30 protein-coding genes are annotated in these 21,339 nt (G+C 47.4%); 21 read left to right on the forward strand and 9 right to left on the reverse strand.

The features are described from left to right. The first annotated feature begins 187 nt into the window (after positions 1-187). On the forward strand, positions 188-739 hold the full coding sequence (locus tag LN737_RS14945) for a dihydrofolate reductase family protein (protein ID WP_405520113.1): 552 nt from the start codon (positions 188-190) through the stop codon (positions 737-739). 289 nt (positions 740-1,028) lie between these two features. On the opposite strand, the gene LN737_RS14950 is transcribed toward LN737_RS14945, so the two are convergent. Next, on the reverse strand, positions 1,029-1,280 hold the full coding sequence (locus tag LN737_RS14950) for a helix-turn-helix transcriptional regulator (RefSeq protein WP_405520115.1): 252 nt from the start codon (positions 1,278-1,280) through the stop codon (positions 1,029-1,031). A gap of 75 nt (positions 1,281-1,355) precedes the next feature. Further along, positions 1,356-1,511: a hypothetical protein gene (locus LN737_RS14955; protein WP_405520117.1), complete on the reverse strand. Its 156-nt coding sequence runs from the start codon at positions 1,509-1,511 to the stop codon at positions 1,356-1,358. 31 nt (positions 1,512-1,542) lie between these two features. Here LN737_RS14955 and LN737_RS14960 point away from each other — a divergent pair, with 31 nt between their 5' ends. The 6 genes from LN737_RS14960 to LN737_RS14985 all read left to right on the forward strand — a co-directional run bounded on the left by LN737_RS14960 (position 1,543) and on the right by LN737_RS14985 (position 4,763). After that, the gene (locus tag LN737_RS14960) at positions 1,543-1,722 is read left to right on the forward strand and encodes a hypothetical protein (protein ID WP_405520118.1); all 180 of its coding nucleotides are present in this window, start codon (positions 1,543-1,545) and stop codon (positions 1,720-1,722) included. 310 nt (positions 1,723-2,032) lie between these two features. Beyond that, complete coding sequence (locus LN737_RS14965; protein ID WP_405520414.1) at positions 2,033-2,305, forward strand: GNAT family N-acetyltransferase; 273 nt, start codon at positions 2,033-2,035, stop codon at positions 2,303-2,305. Positions 2,306-2,384: 79 nt separating this feature from the next. After that, positions 2,385-2,531 (forward strand): helix-turn-helix domain-containing protein, encoded by a 147-nt coding sequence (locus LN737_RS14970; RefSeq protein ID WP_405520120.1) that lies wholly within the window; start codon positions 2,385-2,387, stop codon positions 2,529-2,531. A 292-nt stretch (positions 2,532-2,823) separates the two neighbouring features. Further along, on the forward strand, positions 2,824-3,774 hold the full coding sequence (locus LN737_RS14975; protein WP_405520122.1) for an AraC family transcriptional regulator: 951 nt from the start codon (positions 2,824-2,826) through the stop codon (positions 3,772-3,774). Positions 3,775-3,852: 78 nt separating this feature from the next. After that, positions 3,853-4,605: an SDR family NAD(P)-dependent oxidoreductase gene (locus tag LN737_RS14980; RefSeq protein ID WP_405520123.1), complete on the forward strand. Its 753-nt coding sequence runs from the start codon at positions 3,853-3,855 to the stop codon at positions 4,603-4,605. A 32-nt stretch (positions 4,606-4,637) separates the two neighbouring features. After that, positions 4,638-4,763, forward strand: coding sequence for a hypothetical protein (locus tag LN737_RS14985; RefSeq protein WP_405520125.1), 126 nt, complete (start codon positions 4,638-4,640; stop codon positions 4,761-4,763). A 404-nt stretch (positions 4,764-5,167) separates the two neighbouring features. Here LN737_RS14985 and LN737_RS14990 read toward each other — a convergent pair whose 3' ends face one another. The 5 genes from LN737_RS14990 to LN737_RS15010 all read right to left on the reverse strand — a co-directional run bounded on the left by LN737_RS14990 (position 5,168) and on the right by LN737_RS15010 (position 7,049). Further along, positions 5,168-5,698, reverse strand: a complete 531-nt coding sequence (locus LN737_RS14990) for a transposase (protein WP_405520127.1) — start codon at positions 5,696-5,698, stop codon at positions 5,168-5,170. A 102-nt stretch (positions 5,699-5,800) separates the two neighbouring features. Then, on the reverse strand, positions 5,801-6,034 hold the full coding sequence (locus LN737_RS14995) for an IS3 family transposase (protein ID WP_405520129.1): 234 nt from the start codon (positions 6,032-6,034) through the stop codon (positions 5,801-5,803). A 139-nt stretch (positions 6,035-6,173) separates the two neighbouring features. After that, entirely contained in the window at positions 6,174-6,335 is a 162-nt protein-coding gene (locus tag LN737_RS15000; protein ID WP_405520131.1) for a DDE-type integrase/transposase/recombinase, read from the reverse strand. Further along, a complete protein-coding gene (locus LN737_RS15005; RefSeq protein WP_405520133.1) occupies positions 6,319-6,693 on the reverse strand; it encodes an IS3 family transposase in 375 nt (124 codons plus the stop codon). The genes LN737_RS15000 and LN737_RS15005 overlap by 17 nt, the downstream gene beginning before the upstream one ends. Positions 6,694-6,794: 101 nt before the next feature. After that, positions 6,795-7,049 carry a transposase gene (locus LN737_RS15010; RefSeq protein WP_405520134.1) on the reverse strand — a complete coding sequence of 85 codons (255 nt, stop codon included), beginning with the start codon at positions 7,047-7,049 and terminating at the stop codon, positions 6,795-6,797. Positions 7,050-7,417: 368 nt separating this feature from the next. On the opposite strand from LN737_RS15010, the gene LN737_RS15015 reads away from it, so the two are divergent. The 5 genes from LN737_RS15015 (at position 7,418) to LN737_RS15035 (ending at position 13,040) form a co-directional block, all read left to right on the forward strand. Beyond that, positions 7,418-7,723, forward strand: coding sequence for an SDR family NAD(P)-dependent oxidoreductase (locus LN737_RS15015; RefSeq protein WP_405520136.1), 306 nt, complete (start codon positions 7,418-7,420; stop codon positions 7,721-7,723). Then, on the forward strand, positions 7,660-8,292 hold the full coding sequence (locus tag LN737_RS15020) for an SDR family NAD(P)-dependent oxidoreductase (protein ID WP_405520138.1): 633 nt from the start codon (positions 7,660-7,662) through the stop codon (positions 8,290-8,292). Before LN737_RS15015 ends, LN737_RS15020 begins: the two co-directional genes overlap by 64 nt. Before the next feature lie 40 nt (positions 8,293-8,332). Further along, entirely contained in the window at positions 8,333-8,872 is a 540-nt protein-coding gene (locus LN737_RS15025) for a VOC family protein (protein WP_405520140.1), read from the forward strand. A 390-nt stretch (positions 8,873-9,262) separates the two neighbouring features. Further along, on the forward strand, positions 9,263-11,896 hold the full coding sequence (locus LN737_RS15030; RefSeq protein WP_405520142.1) for a sigma-54-dependent Fis family transcriptional regulator: 2,634 nt from the start codon (positions 9,263-9,265) through the stop codon (positions 11,894-11,896). Positions 11,897-12,116: 220 nt separating this feature from the next. Beyond that, positions 12,117-13,040 carry an AraC family transcriptional regulator gene (locus LN737_RS15035; protein WP_405520143.1) on the forward strand — a complete coding sequence of 308 codons (924 nt, stop codon included), beginning with the start codon at positions 12,117-12,119 and terminating at the stop codon, positions 13,038-13,040. A gap of 112 nt (positions 13,041-13,152) precedes the next feature. On the opposite strand, the gene LN737_RS15040 is transcribed toward LN737_RS15035, so the two are convergent. Continuing rightward, on the reverse strand, positions 13,153-14,073 hold the full coding sequence (locus tag LN737_RS15040; protein ID WP_405520144.1) for an AraC family transcriptional regulator: 921 nt from the start codon (positions 14,071-14,073) through the stop codon (positions 13,153-13,155). A gap of 24 nt (positions 14,074-14,097) precedes the next feature. Next, on the reverse strand, positions 14,098-14,901 hold the full coding sequence (locus LN737_RS15045) for an SDR family oxidoreductase (protein WP_405520145.1): 804 nt from the start codon (positions 14,899-14,901) through the stop codon (positions 14,098-14,100). A 204-nt stretch (positions 14,902-15,105) separates the two neighbouring features. Here LN737_RS15045 and LN737_RS15050 point away from each other — a divergent pair, with 204 nt between their 5' ends. From LN737_RS15050 to LN737_RS15090, 9 genes are all read left to right on the forward strand, one after another. Continuing rightward, positions 15,106-15,498 carry a heme-binding protein gene (locus tag LN737_RS15050; RefSeq protein WP_405520147.1) on the forward strand — a complete coding sequence of 131 codons (393 nt, stop codon included), beginning with the start codon at positions 15,106-15,108 and terminating at the stop codon, positions 15,496-15,498. Between the two features lie 75 nt (positions 15,499-15,573). Further along, complete coding sequence (locus LN737_RS15055; RefSeq protein ID WP_405520149.1) at positions 15,574-16,386, forward strand: SDR family oxidoreductase; 813 nt, start codon at positions 15,574-15,576, stop codon at positions 16,384-16,386. 27 nt (positions 16,387-16,413) lie between these two features. Beyond that, positions 16,414-17,247: an oxidoreductase gene (locus LN737_RS15060; RefSeq protein ID WP_405520151.1), complete on the forward strand. Its 834-nt coding sequence runs from the start codon at positions 16,414-16,416 to the stop codon at positions 17,245-17,247. A 79-nt stretch (positions 17,248-17,326) separates the two neighbouring features. Beyond that, positions 17,327-18,244: an AraC family transcriptional regulator gene (locus tag LN737_RS15065; protein ID WP_405520153.1), complete on the forward strand. Its 918-nt coding sequence runs from the start codon at positions 17,327-17,329 to the stop codon at positions 18,242-18,244. 162 nt (positions 18,245-18,406) lie between these two features. Continuing rightward, positions 18,407-19,051, forward strand: a complete 645-nt coding sequence (locus tag LN737_RS15070) for an SDR family oxidoreductase (protein ID WP_405520155.1) — start codon at positions 18,407-18,409, stop codon at positions 19,049-19,051. A 23-nt stretch (positions 19,052-19,074) separates the two neighbouring features. Beyond that, a complete protein-coding gene (locus LN737_RS15075; RefSeq protein ID WP_405520157.1) occupies positions 19,075-19,731 on the forward strand; it encodes a putative quinol monooxygenase in 657 nt (218 codons plus the stop codon). 9 nt (positions 19,732-19,740) lie between these two features. Next, positions 19,741-20,193: an SDR family NAD(P)-dependent oxidoreductase gene (locus tag LN737_RS15080; protein ID WP_405520159.1), complete on the forward strand. Its 453-nt coding sequence runs from the start codon at positions 19,741-19,743 to the stop codon at positions 20,191-20,193. A gap of 16 nt (positions 20,194-20,209) precedes the next feature. Then, on the forward strand, positions 20,210-20,680 hold the full coding sequence (locus tag LN737_RS15085; RefSeq protein ID WP_405520161.1) for a nuclear transport factor 2 family protein: 471 nt from the start codon (positions 20,210-20,212) through the stop codon (positions 20,678-20,680). 122 nt (positions 20,681-20,802) lie between these two features. Then, positions 20,803-21,270, forward strand: a complete 468-nt coding sequence (locus LN737_RS15090; protein WP_405520163.1) for a VOC family protein — start codon at positions 20,803-20,805, stop codon at positions 21,268-21,270. Positions 21,271-21,339 lie beyond the last annotated feature (69 nt).

Here is a 21,339-nt window from a genome sequence, read left to right on the forward strand (position 1 = left end):
TCGTTTACAGGACTTATGCTATCATGATGACATTTCTATCCTGTATAAACTTAGTCATGCTAAATCATGTGTTCCTTTCGACAAGGGTAAATGGTCATAACAACCCCCTCCTATTGTCGCGATTGACCCTCATGAATGTAGCACGTCAGGTTTATTTTTGTAAAAACGGTAAACGACGACTAACCACATGAGAACGGTAACTTTCAGTATGAATGTCAGCCTGGATGGCTATTGCGATCACACAATGTTCAATCCTAGTGAAGAGGTGCTGGAGTATTTCACGGCAACGTTGAGTGAGGTGGATCTGCTCTTTTTCGGTCGTGTCATGTATCAGCTTATGTTTCCCTATTGGGCTGATGTGGCCCAAAACCAATCTGGCACAGCAGCCGAAAATCGATTTGCCCAGCGACTGACGGCGATCAACCGAGTGGTTATATCACGCTCATTAGACATTGTAGATGATAAGACACGCCTTGTAAGGAGCCATCCGGCCGAAGAACTCCTAAACCTGAAGCAGCAACGGGGCAACAAAATTTCGGTAGATAGTGTAAGCTTACTTCCCGAACTGATCCAAGCCGGTCTTATCGATGAATTTCAGTTAGTTGTCCATCCGGTGCTAGTGGGGCAGGGGAGACCCTTGCTGACTGGGGGAAGCCTTCAGGAAAATCTTCATTTAAAATTGGTTGATACAATTGCTTTCAGATCAGGCAGTGTTGCGCTTCACTACCTGAAACAGTGACAGAAGGTTACCCGGTCGAATTACTAATATCAGTTTCCTTCTAGATGCGATAAGCGTAACCTTAATTAAAGGCACATCTAACAAACGCTAACTAGCGAACACCTATAATTTTCTATACTGTGGCAATTCGGCTCTGAACGAAAGCACTTATTTCAACCCTTTTTGGCGGAGGTGCTTATATAACGTTACACAATACAGCCAGCGGCTAAGCGGGTTGCTAAAGAAATTACTAAAGCGCTAGCTGAACGGATGGATATCCGTTTCCATAGCATTCATTCGTTTAATTTGTTTAGGTCAGGAATGGGTTTTTGTACAAAGCTGGGCTCAAGCCGACCTCTCGTTTAAATAGTTTTGAGAAATAAGAAAGGTTGTCAAAGCCCAGTGCAAACGCTATTTCGGACACGTTCTGCGGATTCATTCTAAGTTGATTCTTTGCCTCCACCAGTAATGACCTATGGATGAGTTCTACCGCTGTTTTCACGGTTTCCTGTTTTAACAGATTGCTCAGGTAGCGCGGAGACAGATTCCGTTCAACCGCCAACTGATGAACGGAAGGGAAGCCTTTTGACCGGATCAGTCCATCCTTGATATAGGCCGTCAGGATACTATTGAATTTCTAAAGGGTTTTGCTCGACAGTTCGGCCCGGTTGATAAGCTGACGCAGGTAATAGCGGTGTGAATACTGCAAGATCGAATCTAGATGAGTCAGGATGATCTCCCGACTGTATTCGTCTTGATTGGTTGTATATTCTACCTCAATTTTATCAAACACGTCCTAGATAACATGCTCTACCCGGGGATAGGTGCAGCGTTTCGGCCGCGTCACACTCAAAGTAGGAAAAGTGGCGAATCTGCTCATGCAACGGATGGCCGTGGAGGTAATTCTCATGCAAAAACAGCAGAAAACTATCTTCTTTTACCTCCTGGTTACGGAACTTGATGAACTGCCGGGTTTGACAAACAACAACGAGCTATTGGTATAGTCCTAGGGCGTACGGACGTAGAGCATGACGCCAGCTTTGAGTTTTTTGAACAGGCCCCCGTAACAATCGGCACCGAAGGCCAGCCCATCCAGGGGGCAGCGTTTCAGGCTCCGTTTTAGGGACAGCTAGGGATGCTCGGGCTGGGTTAGACCCGGCTCACGGCGCATCGTGATAAAGGTGTCAAAATGGAGCATGCGTTTGAATTGGGAGCTTTGGTTTATAAAAGGGGAAATCAACCACCAAAAGCGGTGTAGATTTACCTTGTTTCGGCCATTAGACGCCCTAGGCGGCTGTAGCTCCGTATGAAGGCATTTTCTCCGGCGATCATTTAGTGTTTATGGCGGGTCGCCGGTTTGCTAGTGGCACATACGTGGAAATTAGTGCCGTTTGTAGGCACCCAGATCATACGGGCAAAGGCTATGCACGTCGATTGATTGAGAGCCAGATTCGACAGATTCGGGCGGAAGGCAAACTACCTTACCTCCATGTGTGGGCGGATAACTGTCAGGCGCTTGCCATTTATGAGCGGATGGGCTTTGTGACCCGATCAGACATGATGATCTACATTTTAGCCAAACGCTAATTTTTATCTATAAATAGATAGGTTGCTCTATCTTGTGAATCGTTGAACTATGCGTAAAGAAAGGGACGCCTGAATCCGAATGAGGGATACAGCCGTCCGGTTGTTTTATATACAGGGGTATCACTCCACCGGGATTAATCAGTTCTTGGCTGAGTCCGCTATTGCGGTTGCTACCTTATATAAGCACTTCTCCTCGAACAAGGACTTACTACATGCTTGGGCTTAATTTACCAGTTGAAAAGCTTTCTATCAGCTCCGGACGGTGGGCCTTAGCAAAAATCAGTAGACTACATCGATAACTGCATTTGGTTGCAAGCCGCCACACCAATTTAGTCGCCAGAAGCAATTCGCAACGAGCTTCGGGAAAGCGGGCATTCGTGATAACCCGAGTCCATGCCAGTCAATCGTTCCGACGTCCTGTCTTAAAAAGAGTTGTGGCTCAATATACCGGTATTAACCCAAACGGATAGCCACGTTTTCTTGTTACTGTGTAAATTTGATTTACACAAAACAACAAGATGGGCGTAACCTCCTTTGAAGAACTTTGCAACCGCTTGTCCAGCGGTACCTCAACCGAACTGAGCGCATTACTGCCAGAAGGCATTCAGCACGAAGTGGGCCATTTTAACGTGTTCAACCTGACTCAACTTACCCAGACAAGCCGTGAAAAACCGACAATACCCTACGCCTGCCGTGCCTTTTATAAGATTAATTTTCTGACCGGTAAATCAAGGGCCGAATATCCCGACCGCACCCTGGAAATTACACAGCCGTCCCTGATCTTCACGACGCCCAAAAGCCCCTTTACCTGGTGGCCCATTGGTCGGCAAACCGGACAGTTTTGCGTGTTCACCGCTGACTTCCTCCACCCGACCAAAAGCGGTGTGATCCTTGATGAGCTACCCATTTTTAAATCCCCGGAACACCCCATTTACACGTTGCCAGAAACCCAGGCGGCACGAGTACAGAGCATTTTCGAGAATATGCAGACCGAAATCACTTCCAATTATGCCTATAAGTATGACCTGCTCCGCGCCTATACACTCGAACTTGTACATATCGGGCAAAAGCTGCAATCGACTACGATGCTGCATCCCAATCACAGCGCGTTTGCCCGGACAACATCGCTATTTATCGAACTGCTCGAAAGGCAATTTCCGCTCGAAAATCCCCAGCAGAAGATCGCACTGCGCACGGCAAAACAGTTCGCTGACGTACTCGCTGTGCACGTGAACCATTTGAACAAAGTGCTCCGGGATTCCACGGGACTGACAACCACCGAACTTATTGCGGGACGTCTTGTGCAGGAAGCCCGGGCATTGCTCCTCCATACCGACTGGACCATTGCCGAGATCGCCGACAGCCTGGGTTTTTCCGACTTCGCGCATTTCGCCAAATTCTTCAAAAGTGAAACGTCTATGTCTCCCGGCGCTTTTCGCCGTCAGACACAAAGTTTGAATGGTACATAAAATTGATTGACAGCAACAAACCATGCCGTGCTTATTTGCAGGACTTTTGTATTCGTTTTTAGTTTATACAAAAGTCATATGACAACTCAGAAAATAGCGCTCATTACCGGCGGAAGCCGTGGAATAGGCAAGGACATTGCGATGAGGCTGGCGCAAAAAGGCGTCGACATACTACTTACCTACCGCAGCAACAAATCAGAAGCAGATGCTACAGTTTCTGCCATCCAATCAGTTGGCCGTAAAGCCGTTGCGCTGCCGCTCGACACCTCAAACACCAGTGGCTTCCCGGCTTTTTTCGACCAGGCACAAGAAATATTGCACGATAAGTTTGCAACAGACCGCTTCGATTTCCTCATCAACAATGCCGGCACCAGCGTGAGCGCTCCGCTCACCGAAACGACCGAAGCGCAATTCGACGAAATGATGAACATCCATCTGAAAGGCGTCTATTTTTTTACCCAGAACGCACTAGACCACCTGCGGGAGGGTGGACGGATCGTCAATATCTCATCCGCCGTTTCTCGCCAGACCTTTTCGGGTGCATCCGCCTATGCGATCATGAAAGGGGCGATTGATGTATACACCCGATACCTTGCCTTGGAATTGGGACCGCGGGGAATCAGCGCCAATGTCGTTGCACCGGGTGCAATTTTTGGCGGCAGTACTATGCAGGATTCGCCGGAAATACGACATTTTGTGGCTGGTATTACCGCTCTGGGAAGGGTTGGGCTGCCTGATGATATTGGGGGTGTAGTCGCATTCCTATGCAGTGAAGATGCCAAATGGGTCAATGGCCAGCGCTTGGAAGTGACTGGGGGCGTAGGCCTTTAAAGCAATGATTCCTTATTTTTCCACGATTTCACTTGGGTATCTTTCGGCCGCGTTTTCTCCATCGGCCGCTCGAACTGCTTCGGTTGGTATTTCAGGGGAAGAATGATTTTGGCCTTAAAAACCACCGTATCGCCAGTCTGCGCCTGGCACTGGATTAGCACTTTTTAGAGGCTCTCCTCAGGGTGGCGCTATGGTGGTTTTCCCGAAAGGATATCCAGTTAAAAAGTGGGTTTCGAAAAACCTTTTGGTGAACGGCGAATTGGGCATTGTCCTATTGACGATCGACACAGGCGCACTCGCTCGGTGGGAGTATTCAGGTTGACGGGGAGGGTATAAGAATATGTTTGAAAATTTTATTTGGCGAGTCTGTTGATGAGAATGGAAATAAAACCGATTCGTAACATAGCCTCCGAACTTGCGATGGTTTTCTCCACATCTCGAAACATGCGTCGCCTAAAATTGAGCCAGCCAAAGCTGCGTTCGACGGCCATCGGTTCTTCTTAGGTACGAAGCCATGACCGCTTTCAGGTTTTTGTACAATCTCAATCCGCCAGTTGTACTACTACTTAACATGCTCAATGAAACTAACCTTATCACTATGATCCGCAGCAATCACTTCTAGTCGGGGTACCTTTCCCTTTAGACGCTTAACCATCAGTTGTCCAGCTTGGTTATCCGACTCATTGGCGGGCGTAACGGTTAGAGTCCAAGGTAAGCCTAGGCGATCCACGGCGATGCTACGCTTACCTCCATGGATTTTCCTGTTAGCATCAATTCTGGTCTCTTCTGCGATGAACTGCGTAATTTTAACATACTGACTATCAATCGCTGGCAAGCTTGGTGATAACTCGCGTTGTTGGCGTTTACGCTCTTTAACCACTAAACTGTCCAGAATTGGCTCCCATATTCCTCTGAATTTTAATTGACGGAAATAGTAATAGACGCTTGAAAAAGGCAATTTATCGCCTGTCATTTTATCCAATTCGCGCCACTGCAATCCTGTGTAGTTGATCCATAAAATGGCATTAGTAATAGTGTGAAGTGAATGCCAGCGTTTGCGTTTGTCATTCAGAATTAGTTGAAAACTTGCCATTGAGAGTCCGTTAGTTCTTGAAACGATTGGTTTATGTGAGGTGGTCCGGTTTAGCGGTACGCTGAATTTGTCAGATTGGTATAATACTCGTTTTCAAATTGTTCAGGGCTTCGATAACCCAGCGACGACCGGGCTGCCGGCGCAGCGCTTTCTCTCCCGGTTATAATAAACCTCAATGTAACCGAGGATTTCCGTACGTGCATCCTCCACGCTGAGAAATGCTCCACCTTCTAATAACTCCGCCTTTAGGCGGCCGCTTCGGCGCTCCGATCCATAACGACTCGGCAAACGCATTTTCGTAAGGATCGTCGGCCACCGTGGCGCGGCCCGGCTCATGCTGGGCCTGATGTGCCACAATCGAATTAACTCTTTTAACTCCGTCTATACGTATTGACCACCCCGATCTGAATGGGTAATCAGACCCATGGCAGGTTGCCGCAACTCCAAAGCACGACGTAGGGGCAGTACAACCAGTTCATCCGGTCCGGCGTCCCGGTTCCATCGTTTCGCTCACTTGCCAACCCACTACTTTACGCGAAAATAAATCCATCCAGGTGGCTAGATAGATCCACTCGCCATCGACCAAAGGCAGGTATGTGATGTCGCTTACCCAAACCAGATTAGGCGCTTGGGGCAATGGCTAGTCTAACAACAAATTTGGCCGCACGGGCGGCCCCGCAGTAGCCTTTATTATGCGTGCTATTGGTCGTTCGGGGCACAAACGACTTGGGCTGAATGGCTTGCAAACCAGTCATTTTCATCAATGTTAGAACTTGACAGCGTCCTAACGAATAGCCTTTTTGCTGCAACTCAGCCGTAATGCGTCGACTGCCATACCGCCGTTTATGTTGAGCGAAGATTTGTTCGACCAACTGCTGGTACTTCGTTTTTTCAGGGCTTAGTCGATGGCTATCGCCCCGCAGGTATCGATAGTAAGCCGTCCGACTCACCTCCAGTACTGAGCATAAGATTGCAACAGCAAACTCAGAAGCCAACTCTTGAACCGATTCATAGCGTGATTTCAGGTCTGTCGACTGACAATGTTCAACGGGGCCGGCCGGCGGGCTTTTTTTAAGGTCTCGCGCTCAGTTTCTAGTTAATTAATCCGTTGTAGCAATCGCTGATTCTCAAGTAGTGTATCAGAAGCCTGACTGGAAGGGTGGTCTTTTTCTTTCCCTTTTGTCCGTTGTGTCCATTTGTAGATGAGGGCTTCACTGATGCCCAGTGCCTGAGCCAAATAAGGCACGCTCTGGCCGTTAGCAATCATTTTCAGCACGTCGTCCTTGAAGGTAGCCGGTCCACCGGTGGGGGAGTATTTGCGCCGTTTGAGGGGTTTGTTTTTAGGCTGCATGATCTTGCGAAATTAGACAAGTTCGCTGTGCTGATTTATTAGACCATCCTATATCTCATGTAAAAGATATTATGAGAAGTGAGAAATCTATTTTCGATCCGGCAAGCAGGTTGTGAGCGTTGAAGTTACAAATTATCAGGTTGCTAATGCTAGGCTTAAAAAGCTTGTGATTGCTCCGTATAACTGATGGGATTATCCATTAGTCGTTTAATGAGCAGATGAATAAAAACATGAATAATTGGCTACTTAGACTTACCGACTTATTAGCCAATCTTTGAAATTCATAATCCATACTTTGTTATTGATACAACCCAGGCTATTGACTGTGACCAAATTTGTGTCATCAAACAACACAAAAGAATCACAACATGAAACCGCAAAAAACTTGGTTTATTACAGGAGCCGCAAGAGGATTCGGATTCGAAATAACTAAAGCCGTACTCGCGTCGGGTGACAACGTAGTGGCAACGGTACGTAGTAGAGTAGAGGAATTCAGCGCCCAGTTTAACAAAGATCCCAACCTGCTGGTCGTAACGATGGACGTGACCAACGAGCAGCAGGTTAGGGGGCCGTTCAACAGGCCGTTGATCGATTTCACCAGATTGATGTATTGGTCAATAATGCCGGTTATGGACTGCTGTCGGGCATTGAGGAAGCGACCAACGAAGAGATAAAGCAGAACTACGAAGTCAATGTTTTTGGTACGCTAAATGTGATCAGGGCCGTACTTCCGTTTATGCGGAAGCGGAGAGCCGGACATATCATCAATATATCGTCTGTAGGGGGCCTGGGTGCCTACATCGGCTGGGGACTTTATGGGTCCACAAAATTTGCGATTGAAGGCATCACCGAAGCGCTGGCGATGGAAGTAGCCCCACTGGGTATTCATGCCACCGTGGTCGCTCCCGGATTCTTTCGGACTAACTTTCTGGACGAGTCCTCCTTACTCAGCAGCCAACAGATCATACCTGACTATGCCCAAACGGTAGGGGCTATGCGGGAATTCGCAGCCAAGATAAATTATCAGCAACCGGGTGATCCTAAGAAACTTGCACAGGCTTTTGTTGCCCTGGGTAATTCAGAAAACCCTCCGGTGCACCTGCCACTGGGTAACGACTCGCTCGAACGGTTCCGGACAAAAACAGCCGCTTTTGAAAAGGAAATCACGGACTGGTTCGACGTCATCATTGGTACTGATCACGAGGATGTTAAAGCCAACGCACCATTGCAGGAAGCTGAATAAACGTAGCGTTCATTGTTCACACAACTTACCTTTTTCCATTATGAAAACGTACATCCGACCAACATTTCTAGTCGCTTCCTTCGTATTAGTAAGCATTCTTGTAAAAGCGCAGCACAGTTTACCAACCGGCTTTACCATGCCCGCGCTAAAACCAAGTAGCACACTCTCCGGCATCAGTGGCAACCATGTGGGCATCCGGGTTCCCGATTACGCTGCGGCCATAAAATGGTATACCGAAAAACTGGATTTCAGAGTCATTCATGAGTGGGATTATGCAGATGAAAAGCTTGCTTATCTAGCCCCCGCGAATACCAATGATTTCTGGATCGAGATTCTGGCTGGCGGCAAGCTAACGCCAAATCCGAAATTCAATGACCTGGGTAAAAGCCTTGAAAATGGTGGTTACCATCATCTGTGTTTCCACGTAACGGATATGAAAAAAGTATTGGCTGAATTGAAAAATCGTGACGTTACCATTGTTGGCCAGCCTTTTTATCTGAAAGCGATTACCCGAAACCTGGCCTTCATTCAGGACCCATGGGGTAATATGATCGAGCTTGCTGAAGTTGTCAAGCAGTAGTAGTTTATATTCAATGAAATGCTGGCTTCGGAGACTATCCCGAAGTCAGCATTTTTTTGCTTTACCAAATCTCCAGGCAGTCAAATGCCCGCCGGTACGTTTCTAACGATTGATGCGGACCGACCAATTTGGATACAAATTCTGCCAACCTGAAAACAGGGGCGGTACATCTATGTATGAATTTTGCCAGGATAAAGCCAGCTGCCGTTTGGCGAACCGCCTGATCTTTGACTATCATAATCGAAGCTTTGTTTTTGTTAAACGGCTTCCTGCTCTTATTGACAAATTTGCCAGATCGATACGTGTACTGTAGGACATGGATTGGAGAGTCCATATTGTCGGGTTTGTGAACAAAAAAGTAATTTAGAAAATTGTAATGCTAGTCTAATCATGTCTGACACCTTCACCTTACAGGAACTGATCGAGCAAAGTGAGCTAATTCAGGCGTTGAATATGGAGTTTGCTGCCGTTCGGGACAGACAGGATCTCCAGAAAGTGCTTGATGAAAAACTGAAAGGGCTATTTGATTTTCATAGCCACTTTATTGAATTGATCAAACCGGATACATTGACTGTATCCATGGTTTCAGATGAAGCCGAAAACTCGCCGTTCCGTGGTTGGCTGACTGAACAGGAACTGAGGAATGACGAATTAACCCATAACGTACTGACGACGAAGGAGCCTGTCGTTGTCGAAGTCGGACAAGATTTCGGCGAGCAGAAGCGTTTCAACTTCTCGTCAGGCACTAAGATTAACCGGCTCATTCAAATCAGATTGTCGGTACGGGAAAAAGCAATTGGCATCTGGGGAATTTGTCAGCGTCAAAACCAGAACATATCGGCAGGACATCTGCGGCTGATTCGGCAGATTGCTAATATGCTATCCATTGCTGTGGATAGCATATTAGCAAATGAAGAGATAAAACGGCGCGAAGAAGAAAAATCAAAAATTCTGTCCTTCAGTAACGCCATTGCGTCGGCAAGTGATAAATACACGCTGGGGAAAATAATTGGTCAGCAACTGGATACCCTATTCAACATTCACGAGTACTGCATCTACATTATCTCCAGAGATGAAAAGTGGCGATGGGCTTTTCTTTTTGACCGTGACACGGCTATTGCGAAGTATCCCGATTTTAAAGAGTTGATTGAGTTACCTCAGGATAATAACGACGAGCTTTACCAAGTCGCTAAGAATGCTACCGATGTATTGCTGCTCACAGCGGAGGAATATTATCGCCTGCCCGGAACAGCCCCGTATCGGGAAATGGGCGATGCAATCAATTTTAAGGGCTGGGGCTGCCATACGATTCGTTTAGCGCAGGAAGACGTTGCGGTTTTAACGTTTAATCATAATAACATTCATGAAATGAAGCCGCAGTTGGGGCTGTTTAAAAGCATTTGTTCCCAGCTAGCTATTACGGCATCCAACCTGCTGAGCCGAGACGAATTGGAACGTAGGGAAAATGAGAAAACGATTCTCCTTTCGTTAAGTACTGAAATTGCATCGCTTAAAAGCCGGGAGGATCTTTTTACGGTGGTAAATGCCAAAATAAAAGAAATCTTTTCCATCACCCAGTTTGGTATCATAAAGGTCGATGAAGACGGAAAGACGCACAGTGCTTTCATGATGGACCTGGGCATTCCGGAAACCTATCAGGCAGATTATGAACAGGTTGCCAAACTAAAATACAGCGTAACGGACTCCGTTTTCCAAAACGTGATGGCATCCGACGAGCCTGTTGTTCTCGATGTGAACAGGCTTGCGGCCGAAAAAAACCCGACCGAATATGTTAAATTCTGGAAACGCGTTGGTTTTACGAGTCTTGTCTGTTTCCCCCTTAAAACCGGCGGTGAAACCATTGGCGCCATCCTGCTCAACCGGGGTGCAAAACCATTTATGAGTGCAGAGACTCATTTGCTGAAAGGTATTTGTGCCCAACTATCCGTTGCAGTCTCTAATATTCTGGCTAATGAAAAGGTAATCAATCAGTTGAGTGAAATCAACCGGTACAAACAGCAACTGGAAGATGAAAAGGTGTATTTGCAGGAAGAGATCCATACGGCAAATAACTCCGCTGACTTCATTGGTAGTAGTCCTGAAATTAAAAAAGTGCTGCGGTTGATTAACACAGTGGCACACACCGACAGTACGGTTCTGCTGTTGGGCGAGACAGGTACCGGAAAGGAATTGGTGGCTCGTGCTATTCACAATAACTCGCCCCGGAAAAACAAGCTGATGGTTAAAGTCAACTGTGCTGCGTTACCGGCCAGCCTGATTGAAAGTGAGCTGTTTGGCCACGAGCGGGGCAGCTTTACGGGCGCCCTCGACCGCCGGATCGGGAAGTTCGAACTGGCGCATAAGGGTACGTTATTCCTTGATGAAATCGGTGAATTGCCCCTGGAGATGCAGGCGAAATTACTGCGGGTGTTGCAGGAAAAGGAAATTGAACGGGTAGGTGGAAAAACAACGATCAACGTCGATGTACGCATTATTGCAGCCACCAATCGTGATCTGGAAAAAGAGATGGACGAAGGTCGATTTCGGAGCGATTTGTTTTATAGACTGAATATTTTCCCGATCATCCTTCCGCCCCTTAGAGTCCGGCAGGATGATATTCCGCTGTTAACCAGCTACTTTATTAAAAAATTTGCCAAAAAAACTGGCAAACAGGTTGAGGCAACAACCAACAACGTCATGCTGGAAATGATGCGGTATAGCTGGCCGGGCAATGTCCGTGAACTGGAACACCTGATCGAACGGAGTGTGTTGCTGGAAATGGGCCAGGTGATTAAACAGATTCATTTGCCGGTTCCCAAAACCGCGTCCAATTTCCAGGGTGATTCGACCTTTCAACTAACAACGATTGACGACAATGAGCGCCAGCACATTTTTGATACATTAACCTACTGCGGTGGCCGAATTACCGGTGCGGGTGGAGCCGCCGAAATACTGGGCGTACCCCCGTCGACACTGCATTCGAAGATGAAACGATTAGGTATTGTCCGAAAACACGTAGTCTAGGTATTTGGGCGGGTTTTTCTAGTTTCTGACCAGTTGCGCTATATCATTACCCCGGTAGTGCGGTGCCGATATTTCGACTTTGTATGTCAATTGACGATATATCGATACCTTATTGAAAGGCCTTATTTATTAAATAGCTGATTGTCAATAGTTTATTGATTGGTATCATTATTGGATTTTCTTAGATAAAGAAGGAATCAACGTTAGTGTATACCAACCCATGAACTATAACACAGAATTTGTTAGGGACCCTGCCGAAACGCTTTTGGCGAAGCCGTTTCCGTTAGGTCATACCATCCCCAACGAGGAAGGCATCTTTGTTGCTGATCTGAAAGACAGTTTTACCGAGCTTCCCCACCGATCGGTATTTTTTCGCCCCAATCATTACACGTTTCTGCTTTGTCGAAGCGGCCGGGCCGAATTTGTGTCAAACGATACCTCATTAGCCATCGAGCCAGGTACGGTACTGATCTGCAAGCCGGGCCAATATCGTTCCTGGGTGTGGTACGAAATCAAGTCTGCTTACATGATCGCGTTTACGGAGACGTTTCTGAAAACCAGCATCCAGACAGATGTTTTTACTCAATTTCCCTTCCTTGTTTCCGAGCCAATGCATCCCAGCATATTCCCTTCGGCTTTGGTTGCCGATTTCGGCAAAACTTGCCAGGAGATGAAAAAGGAATTCGCTACAAAAACGGCCTGTCGAACCCAAATACTTGGAAGTTTACTGATGATTATGCTTTTAAAAGTAAAAGATGCCCTGAGAAACGAGCCTCATCCGGTTTACGGGCGGGACAAAGGTTCGCTGATTGTGCACACCTTCAAAAAAAATCTGGATAAACACGTCCATGACCTGGTAGCAGGACGGACTGACCTTCAGTTGAGGGTATCTGATTTTGCGGCCATGCAACACCTGCACGAGAACTACCTGAATGCGGTTATTAAAGCCAAAACGGGTAAAACCGCGAAAACCAGCATAGCTGAAAAAATAATCTGTGAAGCACAAGGGTTGCTTTTACATACATCGCTGTCAAATAAGGAGATCAGCTACCGACTTGGCTTCGTTGAGAGCTCGCATTTTAGCGCCTATTTTAAAAAGTACACGGGCAGAACGCCATTAGATTACCGGCTGAGTCATCCATGATAGATCATTGAATTTTCTCGTAAACTGATGGAGTTCATTACTACGTATATAGGTGATCGTTTGTTGCAATCTGACATCGCCTGAAGAGGCTAGACGGCACTTGTATGCTGAATTAATTGTTGAATGACTGCCGGTACTCTTGTGGTGAAAGCTTTGTTTTGGCCTTAAATAGTTTGTTGAACGATTGTGGATAGTCAAAGCCAAGCCGGTAGGCGACTTCGGCCGTAGTCAGGTTACCCGTATTCAGCAGGTCTTTGGCCTTTTCAATCAATCGGGCGTGTATATGCTGCTGAGTCGTCTGGCCAGTCAGTGAACGGAGCATGTCACTCAGATAACGCTGCGACACCCGCAGCTGATCCGCTACCTGCTGAACAGTCGGTGGACCATTGACCAGTGCCTCATCCCGGTTGAAAAATGCCGATAAATACGATTCCATTTCCGCGATGAGATCGTTGTGGACTACTTTCCGGGTGATAAACTGACGATTATAGAAACGGCTGCTGTAATTCAGCAACGTTTCTATCTGGGATACCAGCACATCCTGGCTGAATTGATCAATGTTATTATCCAGCTCGATAGCAATGGCATCAAAAAGAGCGAAGATGACTTTCTTTTCCTTGTCCGATAAATACAGGGCTTCGGCCACGGCGTACGAAAAGAAACCATACCTGGTTATGTTTTTGCCTAACGGATAATTCCGGATAAAATCGGGATGAAACAGCAACGTATAGCCGCTGTAATCCCGTTCTTCTAAAGTCGCTGCTATCCGTTGGTGCGGGGCTGTAAACGAAAGGCCCCCTTCTTCAAAATCATAATGCCCCTGCCCGTAGCGGATCTGTCCCGTAAACTGTTTTTTGAACGAGATTTTGTAAAAATTCAGTACGTATCCCTTCTCCATATCGCCCGTATCGACGCGAATATCCTTGTAATCGACCAGCGCAATCAATGGGTGGGTCGGTTTAGGCAAACCCAGGGTGCGTAGCAGCTCGGATATGGTTTGAAAATGTAGTGGCTGATGATCTTCCTTTCTCATACGTACAAAACCCTTAAAGACAGTTTATGATACCGTAAGCAGTTGCGTCAGGTATTTACGGTACCCTTCTGTTCCCATTTGCTGACGCTGCTCGGCTATTCGGATGGCGTCGTTACCCGCCAGATACCGTAACTGGTCCTTTCCATCGGTAGCTGCTTCGTAGACTACTTCAGCAATTCGCTCGGCTTCCGTAAATTCAATCAACGTACCATCGGCGAACAAGTTATTCATCCGGGATGAGAGGCTGTCATACTCGTGCGTTACGGTCGCCTGCATGTTCCCCACAAAGCTGCTTTTTATACCGCCGGGAGCCACAGTTTTGACGGTAATATTAAAGGGAGCCAGTTCATAGGCCATACTTTCACTCCAGCCTTCCAAAGCCCATTTCGTGGCGTTATACACCGATGAAAGGGGACAGGCCGAGAAACCAAACACCGACGTAGTGGTAATGAACAACCCACTCCTTTGTTGCCGAAAATAAGGGATAAATGCTTTGCTGACCCGAAGTACGCCGGTCAGATTGGTGTTGATCTGATCGGTGATTTGGCTATCCGTACAAGCTTCCAACGCGCCCCCTAATCCATACCCTGCATTGTTGAAAACCACATCGATCTTCGCTGATTCCAGAACTTCCTGAACGGTAGCCTCGATCTGTACGTCATTGGTAACGTCAAGCGGCAGTACGCTCACATTCTCAAGCGCCGTTAGTTCGGTTTCCTTTTCAGGTTGCCGCATGGTAGCGATCACTTTCCAGCCTTTTGACTGGAACAGTTTTGCGGTGGCTTTGCCCAGACCCGATGAAGCGCCGGTGATGAAAATTGTTTGCATTGTCGTTGGTTTTAGTTCAATGCAAAGGTCCCCACAACGTACCTGAGCCGTGTTTCCAGCTTGGTAAATGGTGTGTCCAAGTCCGTTACGTTGCCGCGTCATCTTTGAAATTCATAACAGAAGCTGTGCTATTCGTACAAGGCAGCTCCCTTACCTGACCCAATTTTGCATGGTCGGAAGAGACAGACAGAAAACACGATTCGTATGGAAACCACACAACAACAAGCTTTTCAGGCACTGAACCAGGCCACAGAAAAGGCAAGGCAACTGGGAATCAACGCCAACATTGCCATCCTGGATACGGCCGGTTACCTCAAGGGTTTTTTACGTATGGATGAAGCCTTCCTCGGCTCCATCGACATTGCCATGGGCAAAGCAAAAACCGCCATGCTCTTTCGCATGAACTCCGAAGCAGTAGGAGAGTTTCTTCGTCCCGAAGCGAATGCCTATGGCATGGTCAACACCAGTGGTGGACTCGTTGGCTTCAAAGGCGGCATGCCAGTTAAAGCAAACGGTGAAATCGTGGCATACATCGGTGTATCGGGTGGTAGCCCGGATCAGGATTTCGACATCGCAACGGCCGGTAGTGTACTGTAACATCGGTCGTCTACTATCTCTATTTCAGCACGCAGTCAGTCAACCAATTAATTCATTCAAAACTCCTTTACACCCATGTCAACATCAAAAACAATCTTAATTACTGGAGCAGGCTCTGGTTTTGGTGAAGGAACCGCAATCGGTCTTGCTAAACTCGGCCACACCGTCATTGCTGGCGTACAAATCTCTCCGCAGGTTACGGCCCTGCGCAAAAAAGTGGAAGAACTGGGCTTGCAGGAAAAACTGCGGGTCGAAAAGCTGGACATTCTCGATACCTATGACGTAAAAAATGCGTTGAAATGGGAAATCGACGTCCTGTTCAGCAATGCCGGAATCGGGGAAAGCGGCCCGGTATTCGAAATTCCGGTAGAGCTGGTTCGACGCAATTTTGAAACCAATGTGTTCGCTCCGCTGGAACTCGCTCAGCAATTTATAGCCAAGTGGATCAAAGCAGGTAAATCGGGGAAAGTTGTGTTCACCTCGTCAATGGGTGGCTTGTTCACTCCGCCCGGTTACGGCATTTACGTATCAACAAAACATGCCCTCGAAGCCGTCGCGGAGGCCATGTCGGACGAATTAAAACCCTACAACATTAAGATTCAAACCATCAATCCGGGGGCTTACCTGACCGGGTATAACGAAACGATGGCCGACAATGCGTTCCGATGGCTGGACGACGACAAAAATTTTACGAAACGCGCCGATATGAAAGCCGTTTTTGACTCGCTGCTAGGTACCCCTGAAGGCCGACTTGACCCAACTGAAATGATTGATGCGATGATCCGGATCGTTCCGTCGGATACGGGTAAGTTCCGGAATGTGGTTCCGCAGTTCGTGGAAGACATGTTGAAAGAGCACCAGCTGAAAGCCTGGGAAAATACGATCTGATTATCGGAACCTTTTACACAACAAATCATGAAAAAAGTATGGTTAATAACCGGCTGCTCTACCGGCTTTGGCCGGGCTATCGCAACGGTTGCCTTGCAGACAGGATACCGTGTAGCCATTGCCGCCCGTAAAACAGAAGCTATTCAGGATCTGGTCGACGCCTATCCCGAGACAGCCATTCCGCTGAAACTGGATGTTACCGACTACGAGCAGATTAAATCCGCTGTGGCCGAAGTCCGCGAAAAGTTCGGGCGAATTGACGTACTGGTCAACAATGCGGGTATTGGCTATTTCGGTGCCGTAGAAGAAAGCCAGGAAGATGACATCCGCCAGATGTTCGAAGTGAACTTCTGGGGTCTGAGTGAAATGACCCGCCAGCTATTGCCCATTATGCGTGCGCAGGGCAGTGGCCATATCATTAACATATCGTCCATTGGCGGATTGAAGTCGTTCCCTTCGCTGGGCTACTACCATGCCACCAAATACGCTGTTGATGGATTCTCGGAAGCTCTTTTTAAAGAAGTTAGTCCGCTGGGCCTAAAAGTTACGATTGTCGCACCCGGTAATTTTCGCACCGATTGGGCAGGCCGGTCGGCGAAGGATAGTCCGGTAATTATCGCAGATTACGCGGCAACGGCCGAAGCTACGAAGCAATGGGTACGTGGCTTAAGTGGAAAACAAGCCGGTGACCCAATGCTGGCCGCCCAGGCCATCGTAAAGGTTGTAGAAGCGGAACACCCACCCCTCAGGCTGCTACTCGGACGTGATGCGCTCGAAGGAGCCCGGACTAAACTTTCCGAACTGGCCACCGACTATGACGCCTGGGAAGAAACGACACTCAGTTGTGATTTTACCGATTAACGATAAGCACCTGGCAAAACAGCCAGGTGCTTATTTATGTGATTCTCAATAGATTTGTACAAACGTCTGATAACCCGATATGACCAAGACGACTTTAGATAGCAAAGTGATCGACACGCTGCGCGACCTGCCGGACATGATTCCGGTTTTTCGTGAGTATTATGAAGATTGGACGATCCGGGTATTTAACCGCGAGCAGCATGAATGCCGAAACTACCTGTCGCCCAATCGGAGGGAATTTTTTAAAATTCTGCTGATTACCAAAGGAACCGGAGTATTCACCATGGGGCTTAACACCTATTACATCGAGGAACCGACGCTGCTGTTCATCCATCCAAACGACATTATTTCCTGGAAAAATCTGTCGGATGAATCCGGTGGCTATTACGTCCTTTTCAAAAAGGCCTTCATTAATACGCATGTACAGCTCAAAGCGGTTATCGATAAATTCGAACTGTTCACGGACAAAGCTAAAAGTGTGATCCGTCTCAACGAAGCGGAAGTACCCAGGATCAGTCAGTATTTTGAGAGGATGCAGGAGGAAGAACTAAGCAATAGTGCTTTTAAAGACGATGCGATGCAGGCCTTTCTTCAACTCCTGATGGTCGAAAGCATGAAGGTGGCGCGCTATCCCAAGCCCGATGAAGTTACCGCTGACTACACGCACATCCACCATTTTTTTGATCTGCTGGAAAAGGAAATTTCAGGTATCAATTACAGTGCCCCCATCCGGATCAAAACCGCCAAGGAATTTGCCGGGAGCCTGCACATGCACCCCAATTATCTCAACCAACTATTAAAGAAGCATACCGGGCAAAATGCCAGTACACACATTCAGAACCGTATTCTGGATGAAGCCAAGGCGTTGCTGGTACAAACCGACTGGAGCCTTCAGGACATCAGCCATAGCATTGGTTTTGCTGAGCAGCCCAGCTTTAACGTATTTTTTAAAAAACACACCGGCTATACGCCAGCAGAGTTCCGAAGGAGCTTCTGAACGTCTTACGAGATCATTGAAAAGCCCTCCGTGTTAAATAGAGGGCTTTTTTTATTTGGCCTCCCTGAATCTTTGAAATTCGTAACACCTGCTTTGCAATTCGTAAGCTCCGGCCTGGTTCTTGTGGCGAATTTTGATCTGTTCAATAAACGGACAGAACAAATGAAAAAATCCTTATTAATCATAGGTGCCGGGCCTGGACTGAGCAGCAGTGTTGCCGAGAAGTTTGCCAGCGAAGGCTTCAACATCAAGCTCGTTAGTCGCAGTGCTGTTAATCTGGAACGTATCAAGCGGAAACTCGAAGCGCAAGGCATAGACGTTGCTTTTTCGACTGCCGATGCGGGAAGTGCCACCCAGCTTAGAGAATCCATTCAAACCTTATCAATCGGTTCTTCTGGTTTCGATGTGGTGCTTTATAATGCAGCGGTTGTGAAAGCCCGGGATATTATGGACGAAAGTCCAGAAGAGTTGACCCGCGAATTCACCGTCAATGTAGCCAATGCGCTTAGTGTGCTTCAGGCTACATATGAAGGCTTGAAGCACACTAAAGGTGCCTTTCTGCTTACCGGTGGTGGTTTGGGAATAAACCCCAGCGCTGACTACGGGTCGCTCTCGATAGGGAAAGCAGGCGTACGTAGTCTCGCTTATCAGCTTCACGAGCGGCTGAAAGCAGATGGTATTTATGTCGGTCTGCTAACCGTAGCCGGTTTCATCAATCCCGACAGCGAGACGCACGCACCCGCGCTATTAGCCGACCTTTTCTGGAAACTGTATGCAGAACGGACCGAGGTTGAGATTCATCAGTAAGTCTATTGTAACAAAATACAATCATGAACTCGTCTGAACAGATACAAAACGGAGATCAGCAGCCAGTGATCCTATTTGTGCGCGTGGCCGCAAAACCGGAGAGTCAGCAGCTGGCCAGAGATGCTTTGCGGGCTGATGTACTAGGTGCCCGCACCGAAGATGGAAACATAAAAATGGAGCTGTATACAGTTGAGAATGAGCAGGATCGTTTTTACCTGTTTGAGCGCTGGCAAAACCAGTCCGCACTGGACAATCATTTTCAGCAGCCATATACGCAGGGAGCGTTCGACTTGCAACAGGACGATCTGGCCGAACCCATCGAGATGAACTATCTGGAAGATGTATGGCCCCTATCCTCGAAACGGCAGAAGCAGGTTCACCGTCCGCTTACTACGCTGATCGTACCGTTTGAGACGAAACCCGGATGCTCAGATGCCTTTGTCGACCTGTTTAAGGAGTTTGTTCCATTGGTTCGGAACGAAACCGGTAATGTAGAATTTCATTTCCATAAGGTCATTGGAAGCACTAACCGGTTTGTATTGTATGAACGATGGGAAACCCAACAGGACCTGGATGCCCATAACCAGTTACCAACCACGGCTACGTTGCTTAACCGCATTACGCCCTTACTTACCAGATCAGTGATCGAGTTTGTATTGGTCGCAAAAGACATTAGTTAACCGGATACTATGGAGACTGAGAAGAAATGGCTGGTTACGGGGGCCGCACATGGACTGGGTTTAGCCACCATCAAGTATCTCCTATCCAGGCAGCAAATGGTTATTGCTATCGCTGAAGATACTACACGTTTGGATCAGGATCTGCCGGACAATCCTTTACTGGATACCATCCTGCTGGACCCGACTAATGAAGCACAGTTAGCCCAGCTGTCGGACTATCTGAGTGTAAAATACGGTATGATTGACAGATTGGTAAATACCACTAGTACAGCGCTCCGCCTGATTCACTACCTTCTACCGCTTATTCGGACAAATGACAAAGGGCACCTTATTGACTTTTCGATAACGCCCAGTTATAATGAAAGCCTTTCCGTGATGATACGCCGAAAAGCAGCAGCAATGGGAATAAAGGTCACCGCCCCTGAGCAGAAGTGTCCAGTTTTTCATTTTTCATTCAACTAACAGCAAATTCAAAAACATGAATATAATCGGATTAACCATTCTCACGGTGCTGGGAGCCGCCATTACGGCTACTGCTCAGACTACCCAGGAAAATAAAAAGATTATCCAGGCTGGATTTGACCGATGGGCAAAAGGTGAGGGAAATTTTTTTGACCTGCTTACGGATGATGTAAAATGGACAATTAATGGTAGCACGCCTTTATCGAAGACGTACCCGAATAAACAACAGTTTTTGGATGAGGTCATTAATCCGCTGAATGAACGGCTGTCGCAAAAGATCGTTCCGACGGTTCGCAGCTTGTATGCGGAAGGCGACGTGGTCATCGCGTTAATCGATGGAAAAGCCACGGCAAAAGATGGCAAGCCGTATAATATGTCCTACGCCTGGTTTATGAGGTTGAAGGATGGCCGCATTATTCAGGTAGATGCTTTCCTGGATGGGATACAATTTGCCGACATTATGAAACGAATCCCAGCCGGAAATTAAGTGCTTGATTAAGTCAGTCGCATTTCTTTGAAATTCGTAATAAGGCCTTTGATTCTGATACAGAACGCTGATCGGTGAGACGCCAATTTTGCTTCATCAATTCAACTAACCAACGAAGTAAAATGGAAACGCAACACGTCAAGATTCAATTGCCCGCTCGTAATACCCACAGTCCGTTCAGCCAAATGCGGGGTGCCCACGTAGCGGTTCGGGTACCAGATTATGAAGCCAGCAAACAATGGTATATGGAAAAGCTCGATTTTCGGCTCATTCATGAATGGCCTTTTGGCGACTTGCAACTGGCTTATTTAGCACCCGCTAACGACGATAATTTTTGGGTAGAACTGCTGGCTGGTGGGCAACCTGAAACGGGAGCCTCTTACATAGACCTGGAAGAAAGCCTCCACCCGGCAGGATACCATCACTTTTGTATTGATGTACCGAGCGTAGACGATGCATTGCGTGAACTGGCCCAACGGGGAGTTACTCTAGTTGGGGAAGCCTTTGACTTACCTGCTATTGGCAAACGGCTGGCTTTCATCGCCGACCCCTGGGGTAATTTGATTGAGTTTGCTGAACAACTAGCCTAAGGTTGTTTTTACCCCTAACCCGGAGTTCTGCCGGGTTAGGGTATCTGGGCAGATTAAAACCAGTCTCTA

This window comes from Spirosoma sp. KNUC1025 (assembly GCF_045160025.1).
GTDB lineage: Bacteria > Bacteroidota > Bacteroidia > Cytophagales > Spirosomataceae > Spirosoma.